The following is a 16,958-nucleotide window of genomic DNA, read 5'->3' as shown; positions in this document are numbered from 1 at the left end:
TGAGATGTATAGGAAGCGGTGGCAGATTGAGGTTTTTTTCCGTTGGATAAAGCAGCATCTTAACGTGCCTAAGCTATTTGGAACAAGCCCAAATGCCATATATGGCCAATTGTACACAGCTCTACTGGTATATGTGTTACTCAAATTTGTGTTCGATCAAGGAAACTCCGTAGTTCATCCAAGTGCCAAGTTAACTTTTGCCGAATTCGATCGGTTATTTAGCATGGACGTTATGCAGCCGGAATGGATCGTTTATTTGACGAGTAATTTAACCTTCCCTTGAATCCATTTATTGGTAGATCAACAGGCCTGTACAAAATACAACATTACACGGACTAGCAAGCAAATGTTTAAACATATATTTAAAATAAAATTTCATATTTTATATTTATATTGAAATATTATTTTGTTATTCCTATAATAATAGATATTCGTTTCAGTTTGTAAACACTTACATGACAGCTTGGAGCTGCGGAAATCATTTTGGCTTTACGAGGGGAGTTATTTAAAGAAATGAGTACAAGTAGCATAAGCGGGAGTCATACAGACCTCAGTGAATGGACGCTTCGGCAAAAAATCGGTCAGATGATCCTTTGTGGATTTGAAGGCACAGGCATGACGGAAGATCTGGAGAACTTTATAGAACAAAACCACATTGGCGGGGTCATTTATTTCGCTCGCAATGTACAGGATACACAGCAAGTTGCTCAGTTATCCGAGCAGCTTCAACAAGTTGCAAAGCGGTCTCAGAATCTGCCGTTATGGATATCCATCGATCAAGAGGGCGGCATGGTGGCTCGTTTGACAGAAGGCGTGGCGCTAATGCCAGGGCAGATGGCACTAGCTGCGGGAGCTCTTGAAGCGAGTGACGGTTCAAAGTCTGCTTATGAGGCGTCCTTTATCTCAGGGCAGGAATTGCGAACGCTGGGCGTTAATATGAACTTCGCCCCGGTTCTGGATGTGAATAATAATCCGGATAACCCCGTGATCGGCGTTCGATCATTCGGGGAGTCTCCGGAACTTGTCGCTGAATTTGGAAGACAGTCGATGCAAGGTTACCAGGATGCTGGAGTCGTTGCAACGGCCAAGCATTTCCCGGGTCATGGCGATACGAATGTGGATTCGCATCTGGATTTACCAATGATCGAGCATTCAGAAGTGCGTATTCGTGCGGTTGAATTGGTGCCTTTCGTTGAATCGATCAAAAACGGCGTGGATGCTATTATGTCAGCGCACATTTATTTCCCCGCTTTAGAATCGGCTAAGCTGCCCGTCACTCTTTCGAAGTCGGTGCTTACTGGACTCCTCCGTGAGGAGCTCGGCTTTGAGGGTGTGATTATGACAGATTGCATGGAAATGAACGCGATCTCCGAACATTACGGCACAGCGCCGGCGGCTGTCATGGCGGTCGAAGCGGGGGCTGATCTCGTGCTGATCAGCCACAGCCGCGACCGCCAGCTCGCGGCGATCACCGCGCTGGAGCGCGCGGTGCGCGAAGGGCGCATGACCGAAGCGCGTATTGACGCTTCGGTCGCCCGTTTGCTCGCGCTCAAGGAGCGGCGCGGCTTGTTTGAAGCGCGGCCAAGTGCAGCGGCCGCACAAGAGGTCGGGACCGCGGCGCACCGCGCGGTCGCCCAGCGCCTCAGCGAGGCGAGCATCACGCTCGTCAAAGACGAGCAGAAGCTGCTCCCGCTGAAGCGGGTGAAGACGCTCGCGGTCACTGTGGCCGCAGCCGTTTCGTCGGGTGTCGACGAAACATACGCGGGCCCCGCGAGCTTGGGGGCTGCGCTGGCCGAGCACGGCTTAGACGTGCTCGATCGCGTGCTGCCGCTGCCGGAGGTGGCAGCGAGCAGCGCTGGGCTGCTCGCCGAGGCGCAGCAGGCGGAGCAGATCGTCATCGGGACGTACAACGCCCGATTCCATCCCGCGCAGGTCGAGCTGGTGCGTGCCCTGGAGGCGCTCGGCAAGCCGCTTGTCGTCGTCGCACTCCGAGTGCCGTACGATTTGCTGGAGCTGTCGGAGATTTCAACCTTCGTCGCGGCTTATGAAAGCCGGCCGCTTGCTCTGCAAAGCGCGGCCAAGTGCTTGCTAGGTCATCTTACTCCGCAAGGCCGACTGCCGGTCTCGCTCGGTCTTGACTATCCTGCCGGATGGAAATGGGAGAGTGGTTTGTGATGCTGCGCTCCTTATTGAATCAAACTTCTCTGACGGTGGCTGGAATCATGTCAGGTACTTCCCTAGACGGCATTGACGTCGCGCTTGTTCGGATTGATGGCTGCGGCGCCCACGCGAAGGTGGAGGTGCTCCACTTTGAGAGCTTCGCCTATGAAGATGAGTTACGGGAAAAGCTTAAAGAATTATGTTCCATCGAACATTCCGATGTGTCGTTACTATGCGGGATGAACTTCGCGATAGCAGAACGTTTTGCCGATGCAGTGTTACGTGCGGCGGCAGCGGCTAACATTCCCATGGAGCATATTGATCTGATCAGCTCTCATGGTCAGACCGTATGGCACATTCCAGTCGCGGATGAAGCGAATCCTTTTCTGCCGAAATCAACCCTGCAAATCGGTGATTTATCCGTCCTCGCTAAGCGGACGGGAAGACCTGTGGTTGGCGATTTCCGAACAGCGGATATGGCGGTTGGCGGTCAAGGTGCACCGCTTGCACCATACGGGGACTTTATTCTGTTCCGCCACGAGGAGAAGGGGCGTATTCTCCAAAATATCGGCGGGATTGGCAATTGCACCGCGATTCCTGCCTCCGCATCGACCGAAGCTCATCGTCTTATCGCCTTTGATACGGGACCAGGCAATATGATTATGGATCAAGTTGTCTTTGAACTTTCACAAGGGCGGCTGACTTATGATGCGAATGGCGAGTGGGCCTCAAACGGCTGTGTAAATACTGAGCTGCTTAATAGCATGCTGGCGCATTCTTATTTCAAACTCCCTCCGCCCAAAACAACGGGGCGGGAGCTCTTTGGTAAAGATTATGCCGCTTCTTATTTGGCGGCTGCTCTTGAGCGAGGATTACCTCCCGAAGACATCGTCGCGACAGCGACATCTTTTACCGCGCATTCCATCGCTGGCGCTTACAAGGACTTCGTTTTTCCGGAGTATAACATTGCGGAAGTGATTGTTAGCGGCGGCGGGGCACATAATCAGACGCTGCTCCGGCTGCTCCGAGAGATGCTTCCAGAACAAATCGTTCTTACCTCGGATGAACTTGGCTTATCAGGTGATGCCAAAGAAGCTGTCCTCTTTGCCTTGCTAGGCAACGATTGGATTCATGGTGTGCCCAATAATCTGCCATCCGCTACCGGAGCTAAGCGTCCTACGATAATGGGCAAGTTAGCTCTGCCTTAGATTCTTTTGATTTTAGGGAGGGCGTGAAGAGTTTAAAAGAAGCGAAATCACGAGGGCTCAGGAGCGCACAGCTGCAGTACTGAAGCTGTGCGGTATTGTGCTGACAGACAATGAAGTGGTTGACTTAGTCTAGTTTCTCAGAAAGCATCTGTAGATATCTTGGCAAGCTTTTGAATCACTTGGTCCACTTTATGAATATGCTGCGACATCTTTTCCGCTGCAAGCTGCTCATCTTTCATCTCAATGGCATCGACGATGTCACGATGTTCCTGAAATAGCTTCTCAGCGGAAGCTCGTTCAGCAAAAAACCATAGACGGCGAGAAGCCTTCATACTTAGCTGCAACCGTTCCGTTAATGACTCCATCATCCCGATCAAGAGGGAATTGTGGGAGGCTTTGGCGATCTCTAGGTGAAAGCGAATGTCGGCTTGCTCGCTTTCTTCTTCGTTTTCAAATGAAGCTTCCATCGTGTTGAGGATCTGCCTAAGTGCCGTCAAATTTTCTTCTGTACGGCGACTTGCGGCTAACGAAGCACAACCCGCCTCTATGAATCTTCGCACCTCCTGTACTTCCTGCAGCGTTTGGCCCTGATCGAAGAGGCTGCTGCTGTCTATCGGCAAGGGGTTCGTAACGAAGGTGCCTCCGCCATGTCGAATATCTACCCATCCCATTGCCTTTAATCCGCTAAGCGCTTCTCTAACCGTAGAACGGCCAACCTGAAAGTTAGCTGCAAGCTCCACGACGGTTGGAAGTTTCGAACCTGGTGCATAAGTTCCGGTCTCGATTTGCATTTTAATTTGCTGAAGCACGATTTCGGAGCCTTTTTGCGGTCGAATCTGCTGAAATGTCATATAATTCCCCCATGAAGTATCTATACATCTATTCAATCATAAGTTAAAATAGAAAAAAAGTCATCTGATCACATGATCAATTGTGTTGAAATAAATGAGTAGTCCCATGGGAGGTATTTATGCTGGATAGCCGAGTAAGACAAAAACTGCAGGATATTGTAGGCGAAGCATTTTTCAAAGATGATATGGAATCGCTTGTCACGCATTCTTACGATGGAACACCTATGCTCCAAGCGCTGCCTGATGGTGTGATCTATCCCAAAGAGACGGCGCAGGTATCTGCGATTATGAAGGTGTTAAATGAATATCGCATTCCGCTGGTCAGCCGAGGTTCAGGCACGAATCTTTGCGGCGGAACGGTCCCCGTTCAAGGGGGCATCGTGATGGTCATGCATCGCATGAATGCGATACTCGACATCGATATGCAAAATTTAACAGCAACGGTTCAGCCGGGTATCATTACGAAGCAATTCATTGAACATATTGAAAATCTTGGCTTATTTTATCCACCAGATCCAAGCAGTATGTCGATCTCGACGATAGGCGGAAATATTGCGGAATGCTCCGGAGGTCTTCGCGGCTTAAAATACGGCACGACCAAAGATTATGTGATCGGACTAGAATGTGTCCTAGCTTCAGGTGAAATTATGCGTACAGGCGGGAAGCTGATGAAGGACGTAGCTGGCTATGATTTAACGAAGCTGCTCATTGGCTCGGAGGGTACTTTAGCTGTTATTACCGAAGCAACGCTTAAGCTAATACCGCCTCCCAAATATAAGAAAACGATGCTCGCTATGTATAAAGATTTATATGGAGCTGCTCGTACGGTATCCAAAATCATTGAAAATCGCATCATTCCAGCTACCCTAGAATTTATGGATAATCCAACGATTCGTGTTGTCGACGATTTCGCCAAATTGGGCCTTCCGCTCGATATGGCTGCTATTTTGTTAATCGAGCAGGATGGAGATATGGAAACCGTTGAGCGGGATATCGAACGGATCTCGGAAATCTGCCGCGAGGAGCTGGCGGATGAAGTTAGCATTGCGAGTAATCAGGAGGAAGCTCTGAAGCTGTTAACGGCAAGGAGAAGTGCCTTTACCGCACTCGCTCGTTTACGCCCAACAACGATATTAGAGGATGCGACGGTACCACGCTCTAAGATTGCTGATATGGTCCTAGAGATCAATCGCATAGCCGAGAAGCATCGTGTGCAAATTTGTACCTTTGGACATGCAGGAGATGGAAACCTTCATCCAACGGCGACGACAGATGCGAGGGATCACGAAGAAATACATCGTGTTGAACTAGCTTTCGAAGAAATATTCGAAGCGGCTATCGGGATGGGGGGAACGATTACCGGCGAGCATGGCGTTGGTTTAGTCAAAGCGCCTTTCTTGGAATGGAAGGTAGGAAGTTCCGGAATCGCCATGATGAAAGGGATTAAGGAAGTCTTTGATCCTCACCATCTTTTAAACCCAGGTAAAATGTTTGCCAAAGAGTCCAGACGCAGGGTGGTGATTAATCGTGGCTAAGCTCGCGGCTGCAACACTTCAAGAAACACTGGTACAGAAGCTGGATTACGAGCAGTTAACCAATTGTATGCGCTGCGGTTTCTGTCTGCCAGCTTGTCCGACATTCAAGGAGACCGGCGTGGAAGCTGAATCCCCTCGCGGACGAATTTCACTTATGAAAGCGGCCGTGGATGGCATTATGGAGCCAGGTATCAGCTTCGAAGACCAAATGAACCATTGCTTGGGATGCCGCGCTTGTGAACCAGCCTGTCCGGCCGATGTGAAATATGGACAGTTAATTGAACAGGCCCGCGATGCGATTGAGACGCATACGAAGCAGCACAGATGGTGGGTAAGCGGTGTACGCAAGCTGGTGTTCAAGGAGCTATTCCCTCATCAAAAAAGGATGAGTTTGTTAGGATCAGGGCTTCATTTCTATAAAAAATCAGGGTTGCAAACCGTCGTTAGGAAAACAGGTGCTGTAAAGATGTTTTCCAAGCACTTATCCGATATGGAAAAAATACTCCCTGACGCTTCAAATAAAGGAATCGTAGAGCAATTGGGTACCTACATTCCGGCAAAAGGGGAAAAGATTGCTACGGTTGGCATGTTCCGCGGCTGTTTAATGGATGTTTTGTTTACCGAAACGAATATCAAAACGGTCAAACTGCTTTCTGAAGCGGGATTTGACGTGGTCATTCCAGAGACGCAGAATTGCTGCGGGGCCCTTCATGCCCACAGCGGTGAGAGTGATCAGGCGAAAGCTTTAGCCAAGAATAACATTCGCGCCTTCCAAGAGGCCGGCGTAGATTATATTGTGTCCAATGCGGGTGGCTGCGGCGCCATTCTAGTGGAGTATGATCATTTGCTTCATGAGGAGCCGGAATGGAAAGAAGCTTCGACTTGGTTCGCTGCGCGAGTCAAGGACATCAGTACGATTCTTGTAGAGCAAGGACGTCCACTCCAGTTCGCAGAGACTGTTGATGGCGGAGCTTCCACTCGCGTTACGTATCAGGACTCTTGTCATCTACGCAATGTGATGAAAGGCAGCAATCCTTCCCGACAGCTTCTAAAAGAGGTAGGCAACGTTGCCTTTATAGAAATGAAAGATGCAGGCTCCTGCTGTGGTTCGGCCGGCATTTATAATGTCACACAGCCCGTTATGGCGAACCAAATTCTGGAGCACAAAATGGAAAATGTGAACGCTACTGCCGCTCAGTATCTGGTTACAAGCAACCCCGGCTGCTTGCTGCAAATGAAGCTGGGTATAGAAAAGCACGGGCAAAAAGATCACATGGAGGCGGTCCATATTGCCGACTTTTTATATGACAGAGTCGTAAAAAATTAAATCCATGTCAATCAAAAAATAAAGGGGCTGTCTCAAAGTGCATGATTGAGACAGCCCCTCTTTTTAATTGTTATTTTTTCATTCTAACTACAAACAGGAGATCTATAATATAATAAAACTCAAGTTGAGTGATCTTTGTTACCACATAAGAAAGTATAAGTTTTCGGTACCCGAAAACCGCTTTCTTATTGGCGATAAAACTTACATCTAAACGCGGTCGCTCATCTTTGATTGGCCTCGATAGAGGTTTTCTCATAACTTATTTACGTTAACGTGATGGAGGCGAATGCTGATGAATATTTTAGTTACCGGGGGAGCCGGTTTTATCGCTTCACATATTGTTGATCAATTGATCATTTCGGGGCATCACGTACATATTTTTGATAATTTATCTACAGGCCGTGATGAAAACTTGAATCCCCTTGCTGTTTTCCATCAAGGGGATCTGTTAGATAACGGATTAGCAGAGGCATTTACCGCTGCACGCCCAGAAGTCGTCATTCATCATGCTGCACAAATCGATGTTCAGACCTCGCTGACTAATCCTTTACTAGACGCTAAAATAAACATTCTCGGAACCATTGCCGTCTTGGAACAATGTAGGGAGCATGGCGTTCGTAAGTTGATTTACGCTTCATCCGCTGCCGTGTATGGAACACCGCAATATTTGGGCGTTGATGAGAAGCATCCGATAAAGCCGCTATCCTTCTATGGTATTTCCAAACATACGCCGGAACACTATATAGAGAGCTTTTCTTCGCTTTATGAGTTGGATTATACGATTTTGCGCTATGCGAATGTATATGGAATTAGACAGGATCCTAAGGGCGAGGGAGGCGTAGTCTCCATTTTCGTAGATAAGCTTCTAACAGGTAAACAACCCTTGATTTTTAGTGACGGAGAGCAAACGAGAGATTTTATTTATGTGAAAGATATCGTTCGCGCAAATGTGGCCGCATTGAGCAAGGGCAGCCGAGGGTTATACAATATCAGTTGGAACGAGCAGACGAGTGTTAACGTCCTTCTTAAGGAAATGTGCGACATCAGCGGAATGAGCTTCAATCCCTCCTACGCACCTGCTCGAGCAGGAGATATCGTTCACAGTCGATTGGATAATCGCGCTGCGCTTGCCGGTTTGGACTGGAGTCCGGTATATACATTAAGAAGCGGCTTGCAAGAGACCTTTGACTATTACAAAGAACAATATCTGGGATAATTAGTTGTTTATTTCCGAATAACCATTAGGTGCGTCTATATGTAAAAACTTGAGTTTGCGGGCTTCTCTTCCAGGGGAGCTCTCTTTCGTTAATTGGATAGAAAATACGGTCAAGCCCTTCTTTTGTTCCTTTCGCAGTTTGTCCACTCTTGTTCTCATCCACGTGTCCTCTTTCCAATTCGCCCTCCAGTCCTCCCATAACAAACCATCCATATAAGGCAGCGCATAGTCGAGTGTATCAAAGCCGCGATTCTGAATCATGGAAAGCTCGGGGTATTGGTTGCTCACGTCATGAAGGAAAGAACGGTAAGCTTCTCTTGTTTGGGTTTGCGTAGCTGCATCTTGAATCCAGTCATCGATATCCCCAACCGTATCCAGGAACATACCGTCCAAGCCTTTGTCTGAGATCGAAGTTTTGATTTCTGACAACAGCAGCTGACGGTAATGTAATTGCCGCAAGTCCATCAAATAAGAGTCCCATTGCTTGAAATGGACACGCTCGCCATGCTTCAATAAGTAGTCCGAAGACAGTAGTTCCTTCACACGAAGGCTGTTCCAGGAAGGAGTTTCCATAACGCTTATATAACCTATAACGATAGTGCCCTTGGATTGAATGTCTTGTATCTGGACCTTTGAGAACAATTGAGGTTCAATAATGATAAGATCTTTGGACTTTAAGTGCATGATTGCTTGTTCCGTAGGTGCACCATAGTAGAGGGAGTAGTCTTTTACGTTTTGAAAAGGTTTAGAAGCTTGGACTTGCTTTTTGAATGGGAAAGAAAAAAAGACCATGGAGACAATAATGGCAGCTGTAACCTGAGATGTCTTCATCGCTTTTCACGGACCTTCCTGAAATTTGGATTAGCTTCATTATATGATAAAATATAACCTACCAACATTCAAACTTATCCTTTCACATACATCAATTATGAAATCTGCAGCTAGATAAATGTAAGGAGTTGACAGCCATGAAACACATAGCTATCGTAGACGACGATAATGTCCTGCTACACATTCTACAGGATTTATTCGAAGTGATAGGTCTCCAGGTATCTGCCTTCAATGACCCTGTTGTTGCGTTAAAATCGATAAAGGAATTGAAACCGGACGCTGTGCTGTCCGATGTACTTATGCCGAATTTAACGGGATTTGAACTATGCCGTGAGCTTCGCTCGGACAAATCCTTTGCCAAGACGCCGATTTTTCTGATGAGTGCGAAGCATTCCATCGGCGAATTATCGAAGTCAATGATGGCTGGAGCCGATGAGTATATCATTAAGCCTTTTCAAATGGATGATATCTTTGAGCAATTGAAACAGTTTTATAAGAAGAAAAATAACCCCATTATTATCAAACCTTTGGATAGTTAGAGTTTGGAGGAAGCGTGATTGATTTTTCGACAAAACCGAAGCTGGTTAGCCTGGTGTGAACTGGCTTTTTTTCTCGCCGTTCTATTTACTATCCATATGGTGTACAACATTGATTGGTTGAATTGGTCACCCAATCCATTTTTATTTGTGACTCTTTACTTTTCTCTCCGCTATGGAACACGCATAGGCGCAGCCTCGGCGATTGGAGCCAGCTTGCTGCATATCTTTACGTACCTTCAGATTAACGGTGACGTATATGGACTGTTTGACCGATGGGATCAGGCGAAATGGTTCGTCTGTTATTGGGGGATCGCTTTATTTGTAGGTCACGTTTCCTCCGATTTACGTTTTCGATATGCCATTCTGGCGGATGAATTTGAGGACAATAAGCAGCAGCTAGCGAAAATGGATACCAGCTATCATGATCTGCTCTTTGTTAAGAAAGCCTTGGAAACGAAGGTCGTCGGTGCTCAAGAAAGCATGTATACCCTCTATAAAATTGCCAAGGCATTAGATTCCGAAGAATCGGAAATTATTTTCACGGATGCTGTACGTTTATGCAAAGATTTAATTCAAGCGGGATCCATCGTAATCTATCGAATGAGCCCCGGCGGTGATGTACTGAGGCTGAAAGTCTATTACGGAGCAGAAACCCATTATCCTTCCACCGTATTCCTAGATCAACCATCCTTATACGCCCAAGTATGCAAGGAGAAAACGATTCAAATGCGACCGGAGGGAGTATCGGCAGAAATTCCCATTCTTGCAGGCCCTCTTCTGGATGAGAATAAGCAAATTATAGGCATTATTGGTTTGAACGGGCTTGATTTTGTTGCCTTGAACAAGCATACGATAGATCTGTTTCGACTTATTCTCACTTGGATGGGTGAGAGCTGTGTGAAAGCGTTCCAAAAGGAACAGAAGTTGAATGAACAACGATATTTCCCCAATACTCGGATCATGAAGCCGGATCATTTCTACGCCAAATTGAATGAAGAAACGATACGTGCAACCGATTTTGCCCAAAATTTCCTGCTGCTGAAGATTCCTATCGAGTTTAGCGAAATGGAAGAGACAGATGCACTGATCGAAATCAATAGCTTAACACAGCAGATGCTGCGTGAAGAAGATGCGATGGCCTACGATTCATTTCGCGGAGAGCTGTTATTTTTACTTCCTGCTACGTCACCAGATCTGGCATCACGTATTGAAGACAGGATTAGGAATCGTTTCAATAGGAGGGTCTCAGAATGAGAGTCTCTCGGAATGTTCGGCATTTTGATGTTTCTCCTCACGCATGGCTTGCCGTGGCAGTCAGTCTACTATTTGCAGTGTTAGATGGACTGCAGATCATTGGGCTTTCTTTTCATTGGATTAGCTTGCTGCCCCATCTCGTCCTTGTAATCATTTATAATAGGCTGCTTCATATCATCACCTTCAGAATCGAAGACCGATTAAGTGCCGGTTGGGTGCAAACCATCATCCTTTTCTTTCCTGGCGTTGGATTTCTGGTTGGATCATTGGTTTTCTTAGGCTTGTTACTTGTTCGCTTTCGGCACGATTTTTACGAGGAATATGAGAACTACGTCTATTATTCTCCGCAATCCATGGAAAGCTATCATATTAATGTGGAAGCGGAATCGAACCGTCTGCCATTCAGGGAAATTCTGATGTCAGGCGAGCCTTTGGGCAAGAAGGAGGCTTTATTTTCCCTCCTCCAATATGAAGGCAATAATAAAGTGCAGTTATTTAACGAAGCCCTGCGCAATGAGGATCCCGAGGTGGTTCATTATGCAGCGACTAGCTTGAACTATTTACATGAGCAATATTTACGAAGTATCAAGAAATGGACCTTGCTTTTGCAGCAGGACGATAAAAGTTGGGAGACATGGAAAGAATTATTGGAAACCTACCGATTATATTTGGGAAGTCATTTATTGACGGAAGAGCTTGCTATGGAAGTCAGGCAAACGTTTAAACAATGGATAGGACGGGGGCTTTCGCAATTTCCCGATGAGCCCCGGTTTATCGTAGAGCTATGTCATCTGGCGCGAATGGAAAAGGATTATCAGACGGCCATCCGCTACGCTGAACAGCTTTCCCATGTAGGAGATTATCGCTATCTGATTTATTTAACTCAAGCAGAAAAAATGTATGCAGAAGGAAAACTAAATGAACTTAGTCTATTTGCACAGCAATGGTTGGACTGCAGCATTGAGGTTCCAGACGAGCATCTGCCTGCGATCCAATTTTGGAAGGAGCTGAAGGAACAAGGTGTCCCGCAAGTTGATCATCTTTACATGCGTTATCGTTAGTGTGCTGCTGCTCGGTGTCGGGCTGCAAACCATACGAACCGTTGACTTGTTTCCTTTATCCTCCGTAAGAAATGTGTATCAAGAGGCACAGTTTCCAGTAAAGAGCTCGGTCCAATCATCCGCAACAGGTGATAAGCTCAGTCTGTATATGTATACAAATCCTAAGGATTCAGTAGGCAATAAGGTCAAAGTCAACCTACAGACAGCACTAGGGCTTGCCAAATTGCATGCGGATTCCATAACAGCTGATGAATTGAGGACAATTAAACCAAACCCCTGGACTGTCATTCTACTTACTGGCGAAGATATAAGCGAGCTGGATCAGACCGTTATCCAGTCCTATTTGAATGAAGGCGGCCGACTTCTTGCCTATACGCGGTTTTATGCGCCGGAATGGAACGACATGCTTGGGATAGAAAGCAATAACGGATTCATTGAAAGAACGATTCACGGCATAGAAGTCAACCAAACCGTATTTCCCGGCTATCCTAATCTTCCAGCTAGCAACGAGCTATTTTCTAACAGTATGTTGGATATTAAGCTTAAGCCGCAGGTTAACATGTATTTATCAGCCGAAGGGACGCCTATGCTTTGGAAAAATAACTATGGGCAGGGGAGCGTCGTATTCTGGAACTCAACCAGCAGTATCCAGAAGGTAGGTCGAGGGCTTATGGTCCAATCCATTGGCCTTGCTCTAGACAGTCTCGTTACCTCACAAGTTGCCATACGAAGTCTGAATATTGACGATTTCCCGTCCCCCGTTCCGCTTGTTGTTAATCCGCTGATTCGTCAGGAGTATGGGCTTAGCACACCTGAATTCTATGAACGGATTTGGTGGGAGGATATGGCTCGTTTCGCGAAGCTTTATGGGTGGAAGTATACAGGCCTCATGATTGGGAATTATCAGAACCAGACGAGTTCGCCTCTCCCAACACTGCTGGGGAACTATCCGAAGATCATGCCTTATTTTGGCAGTAAGCTGCTGGGTCTGGGTGGAGAGATTGGTCTGCATGGCTATAATCATCAATCCCTTGTCACGCCAGAGGAGCCAATTAATAGTAATCTCGGCTATGTTCCTTGGCCCGATAAAGCATCCATGGTCGAAAGTCTTCAGCGCATGGTCGAGCTCGCGAACAGTTTGTTTCCCGGGCATGAGTTGAAGACATATGTGCCTCCGTCCAACGTTCTGAACAAGACGGGAAAGGCAGCGATCGCTGAAGCTGTACCCTCCATTGATATCATCGCTTCCCTGTATTATGCGGGAGAAGAAGAGGGCTTTCTGGAACAGGAATTTGGGGTGGACAGTGAATTTCCGCAATTCACGAATTTCCCCCGGATATCATCCGGTTACTGGCTGGACGACAGCATGAAATTTTACGTAAATGATGTTATTGCTAATTTTGGTCTGGTGAATCACTTTGTACATCCGGATGATGCACTCGATATCAAACGTTCCTCAGGAAAAGGCTGGAAGTTTTTGAGTCAGCAATTCGAAGCCTGGATGGCGTCGCTGGGTAAAAGCTATTCGTATCTTCAACCTTTAACGGTTAGGGACGCCGTGAAAAAACTTAGTATTTACTCGGCTGGGAAGGTCGATGTTCATTACAGTCAAGACGTAATAACGATTACGACCAAGGATGAGCTGGTCCCCATGCATTACACCGTTCGTGTGCCAGCTAACCGAACACCGGAGATTCCCAAGGAAGCTGGTGTACTGACACGTATGGAACATACCGACGGACTTTGGCATTTGGAGGCTCGTCAACCTACTGTGACCCTACAATTGAAGGAAATGAAGCCATGAAAATCGCATTGTTAGTGGAAGGAAGTTACCCTTACGTGTCAGGTGGGGTAGCGAATTGGATTCAGATGTTGGTCTCGGCCATGCCAGAGCATGAATTTGAAATCATTGCGATTTCTTCTTCTCGTCAAGAGGCCTCAAGCTATAAATACAAGCTTCCGCCGAATATTTCAGGCATTCATGATGTTTTCATGATGGACTACTTGAATCTAGAGGAGGGGAAGCCTCCGCGATTAACCAAGAAAGAAGCTGCATCTTGTCTGGAGTGGTTTGCTTTTCAAAAAAATTCCGAGCAATCGATTCCCTGCATTGCTGATCCTAAAAAGCTCGGAAATCCGATCACCTTTATGAAAAGTGAAATATTTTGGGATTTCCTGGTTGCTTCCTATGAGCAAGAAATGCCGAATCATTCGTTTAATAGCTATTTCTGGACGTGGAGATCCATGTACCTCCCCGCCATTTATCTGCTGCAGCAGTCTTATCCGATAGCTGATGTGTATCATGCGGTTTCAACCGGATATGCTGGCTTGATCGCCACTTATCTGCGAATGAAGCATAAGAAGCCATTCCTGCTTACGGAGCATGGCGTTTACGCACGTGAAAGGGAAGAAGAGATTTTGAAATCAGCATGGGTAGATCCTCCCTTCAAAAAAAGATGGATCGAATACTTCTACCATATGTCCCAAGGTGCTTATCACACAGCTGATCGAACCATTTCTCTTTATCAAGGTACCCATCAAACTCAGCTTGAGCTCGGACTTCATGCTGATAAAGCTATGATTATCCCCAATGGCATTGATTATCATAGATTGTCAGTGCTTCCAAGACATACGAGTACTTCCGGTGGAGGGATAGTCTTTGGGGCCTTAGTACGTCTAGTACCTATTAAGGATATTAAGACGATGCTCTATGCTGTTCGGCTTGCCAGTCATGACATCCCTGACATGCGTCTTTGGATAATGGGGCCTACGGACGAAGATCCTGATTACTATCAGGAATGCATAGCCTTAACCCGCAATCTCCATTTGGAGGAGATCGTTACCTTTTTGGGGAAAGTAGCGATTGACGAATATCTGCCCAAGATTGATGTACTCATATTGAGCTCGATTAGTGAAGGTCAGCCCCTTGCCGTTCTGGAAGGAATGGCCGCAGGAATACCATGGATCTGTACGGAGGTAGGCAGCTGCCGCGAGCTGCTGGAGGGGAAGGATGAGCACGATGTCGGAATAGCCGGATATGTCGTTCCTCCTGTTAATCCAAAAGCGATGTCTGAGGCTATGGTGAAAATGTATACACTCCCGGAAGAGCGTACGTATATGGGACAAGTAGGACGCAATCGGGTGGAAGCCTATTATCAGATTGATCATTTTATTGATGCTTACCGGCAGTTATACGATGAGGTGGTTACCTAATGGCGGGAATCGGATTTACCCTACAGAAGTTGTTCCGCGATGACTATCTTACACTAAGAGTTCGGGCTTATACCTATGCTTCTTTCATTGCTGCTGGTCCTTGGATGATATCTGTCGGCAGTATTGCGCTGATTAACTTTATGCTTGTTCACTTTGGTCATATAGATGACGCTCAGCGTCAATTGTTTATTGTTACGGTATCGTATTGTTTCATTTTCTCGCAAATCCTTTCCGGGGGCTGGCAGTTAAGTGTTACAAGGTATTTGGCCGATCATTTTTTTCAAAATCGTCTAGAGGTCGTCACACCTACCTATGTTGGGATAAGCAGGATCATACTCGGTATTTCACTCATTATTGCTGTGATTTTTTATTGGTCGTCCCCCTTATCAATGGTTTATAAAGTGACGAGCGTATTGTTATTTTTCATGGTTGGACAAATTTGGCTGGCCATGGTCTTTTTAACCGCGGCTAAGGATTATAAGATTATTTCTTATTCATTTTTGGCAGGTGTTTTGGTTTCGATTATCGGTGTGATTATTCTGCAGAGGTACCCAATTGCCTTCGAGCAACATGAGCAGGCGACCAACATTTTATTGGGTTTCAGCTGTGGTATTCTACTTACCATGAGCATGCTGGTATTTGTACTGCTGCGCTCATTTCCGGCTAAAGAAGCGACTAATCCCTATGGTTTTTTACATTATGTCGATAAATATCCTTCGCTCCTTTGGATCGGATTTCTTTACAACATGGGCGTCTGGACGCATAACATCATCATTTGGTTAGGACCATCAGGTGTCCGGATCGAGGAAACGTTTAGGTATAGCCCCATCTATGATACCCCTGTCTTTCTGGCAAATTTGACGATTATTCCGTCACTCGTTCTGTTCGTCGTTTCCGTAGAAACGCAATTTTATGATAAATACAAAACGTTTTACGGCTATGTGACCCATGGCGGAACGCTGGAGATGATCACCAAGGCGAAGACGCGAATGGTCGAGGTGCTCTGGCGTGAATTGTATCGTTTGACGAAGCTGCAAGGCCTATTGACGCTATTTATCATTTTAATCAGTCATATGCTCTTAGAAAGGCTTGGCTTACAAGAAATCGTAATCGACATTTTTAAGATGTGTGCGCTAGGAGCACTGATGAATTCCATCATGCTCATTAATATCTTAATCATGCTGTATTTCGAAGATCGTAAAGGAGCAGTCATTACTGGGGGAATCTATTTCACTTTTAATGTGATATTAACTTTTGCACTACTGCCTCTGGGCTTCGATTATTATGGGTTTAGTTACTTTTTGGCTGGGCTTGCAGCGTACAGCTGGAGCGGGTTTCGCTTGCTGACATTCTTGAAACGGATCGAGGTTCATACCTTTATATCACAAAGTATCATTTACAAGGAAGTAAGAGGATTTTTCACCCGATTAAGTGAAAAAGCTTACTGGCGATTTTAAAATTAATAGGCTAAGTTTAGACATTTACAGCTTCCATAGACATCTATGGAGGTTGTTTTTTTTACCACATAAGAAAGTATAAGTTTTCGGTTCCCGAAAACCGCTTTCTTATTGGCGATAAAACCTAATATAGGGATCTTTGGTCGTAGAGCAAAGTCTCTCCGCTTTAGGGATCTTTGGTCGTAGACCAAAGTCTCTCCTCGTTAAACGCGGTCGCTCATCTTTGAATGGCCTCGATAGAGGTTTTCTCATTGTTTCCGCATCACGTTTAGTGGTACTGTTATGTGTATGGACGCTACTAGGAGG

General features: G+C 46.2%; 14 protein-coding genes. 12 read left to right on the top strand and 2 right to left on the bottom strand.

The genetic code is table 11. The annotated features are described in order from the left end of the window. The 3 genes from G519_RS53355 to G519_RS0127665 all read left to right on the top strand — a co-directional run. A partial coding sequence (locus G519_RS53355) for a transposase (protein ID WP_029197459.1) occupies positions 1 to 283 on the top strand: 283 nt, incomplete at its 5' end. 230 nt (positions 284 to 513) lie between these two features. Beyond that, positions 514 to 2,175 carry a beta-N-acetylhexosaminidase gene (gene nagZ, locus G519_RS0127670; RefSeq protein ID WP_051253738.1) on the top strand — a complete coding sequence of 554 codons (1,662 nt, stop codon included), beginning with the start codon at positions 514 to 516 and terminating at the stop codon, positions 2,173 to 2,175. Continuing rightward, entirely contained in the window at positions 2,175 to 3,368 is a 1,194-nt protein-coding gene (locus tag G519_RS0127665) for an anhydro-N-acetylmuramic acid kinase (protein WP_029197457.1), read from the top strand. Before nagZ ends, G519_RS0127665 begins: the two co-directional genes overlap by 1 nt. 137 nt (positions 3,369 to 3,505) lie before the next feature. Here G519_RS0127665 and G519_RS0127660 read toward each other — a convergent pair whose 3' ends face one another. Further along, positions 3,506 to 4,219 (bottom strand): FadR/GntR family transcriptional regulator, encoded by a 714-nt coding sequence (locus G519_RS0127660; protein WP_029197456.1) that lies wholly within the window; start codon positions 4,217 to 4,219, stop codon positions 3,506 to 3,508. Positions 4,220 to 4,338: 119 nt separating this feature from the next. On the opposite strand from G519_RS0127660, the gene G519_RS0127655 reads away from it, so the two are divergent. From G519_RS0127655 to G519_RS0127645, 3 genes are all read left to right on the top strand, one after another. Further along, a complete protein-coding gene (locus G519_RS0127655; RefSeq protein WP_029197455.1) occupies positions 4,339 to 5,754 on the top strand; it encodes an FAD-linked oxidase C-terminal domain-containing protein in 1,416 nt (471 codons plus the stop codon). After that, positions 5,747 to 7,081: a (Fe-S)-binding protein gene (locus tag G519_RS44810; RefSeq protein WP_036633921.1), complete on the top strand. Its 1,335-nt coding sequence runs from the start codon at positions 5,747 to 5,749 to the stop codon at positions 7,079 to 7,081. Before G519_RS0127655 ends, G519_RS44810 begins: the two co-directional genes overlap by 8 nt. Positions 7,082 to 7,373: 292 nt before the next feature. Continuing rightward, a complete protein-coding gene (locus G519_RS0127645) occupies positions 7,374 to 8,297 on the top strand; it encodes an NAD-dependent epimerase/dehydratase family protein (RefSeq protein WP_029197454.1) in 924 nt (307 codons plus the stop codon). Here G519_RS0127645 and G519_RS0127640 read toward each other — a convergent pair whose 3' ends face one another. Next, complete coding sequence (locus tag G519_RS0127640) at positions 8,298 to 9,128, bottom strand: endo alpha-1,4 polygalactosaminidase (RefSeq protein ID WP_029197453.1); 831 nt, start codon at positions 9,126 to 9,128, stop codon at positions 8,298 to 8,300. Positions 9,129 to 9,265: 137 nt separating this feature from the next. Between G519_RS0127640 and G519_RS0127635 the strand changes: the two genes are divergently transcribed. From G519_RS0127635 to pelG, 6 genes are read left to right on the top strand one after another with little or no spacing between them, the layout of a single operon-like run. Next, complete coding sequence (locus G519_RS0127635; RefSeq protein WP_029197452.1) at positions 9,266 to 9,667, top strand: response regulator; 402 nt, start codon at positions 9,266 to 9,268, stop codon at positions 9,665 to 9,667. A gap of 18 nt (positions 9,668 to 9,685) precedes the next feature. Beyond that, positions 9,686 to 10,921, top strand: coding sequence for a hypothetical protein (locus G519_RS0127630; protein ID WP_029197451.1), 1,236 nt, complete (start codon positions 9,686 to 9,688; stop codon positions 10,919 to 10,921). Further along, the gene (locus tag G519_RS44805; RefSeq protein WP_051253736.1) at positions 10,918 to 11,982 is read left to right on the top strand and encodes a tetratricopeptide repeat protein; all 1,065 of its coding nucleotides are present in this window, start codon (positions 10,918 to 10,920) and stop codon (positions 11,980 to 11,982) included. Before G519_RS0127630 ends, G519_RS44805 begins: the two co-directional genes overlap by 4 nt. Then, positions 11,942 to 13,786 carry a DUF2194 domain-containing protein gene (locus G519_RS0127620; protein WP_029197450.1) on the top strand — a complete coding sequence of 615 codons (1,845 nt, stop codon included), beginning with the start codon at positions 11,942 to 11,944 and terminating at the stop codon, positions 13,784 to 13,786. The genes G519_RS44805 and G519_RS0127620 overlap by 41 nt, the downstream gene beginning before the upstream one ends. Continuing rightward, entirely contained in the window at positions 13,783 to 15,195 is a 1,413-nt protein-coding gene (gene pelF / locus G519_RS0127615) for a GT4 family glycosyltransferase PelF (RefSeq protein WP_029197449.1), read from the top strand. The genes G519_RS0127620 and pelF overlap by 4 nt, the downstream gene beginning before the upstream one ends. After that, a complete protein-coding gene (gene pelG, locus G519_RS0127610; RefSeq protein WP_029197448.1) occupies positions 15,195 to 16,652 on the top strand; it encodes an exopolysaccharide Pel transporter PelG in 1,458 nt (485 codons plus the stop codon). Before pelF ends, pelG begins: the two co-directional genes overlap by 1 nt. The last annotated feature ends 306 nt before the right edge of the window (positions 16,653 to 16,958 follow it).

Source organism: Paenibacillus alginolyticus DSM 5050 = NBRC 15375, from assembly GCF_000422905.1.
Classification (GTDB): domain Bacteria; phylum Bacillota; class Bacilli; order Paenibacillales; family NBRC-103111; genus Paenibacillus_E; species Paenibacillus_E alginolyticus.
This window is presented reverse-complemented; position numbering and strand designations above follow the sequence as displayed.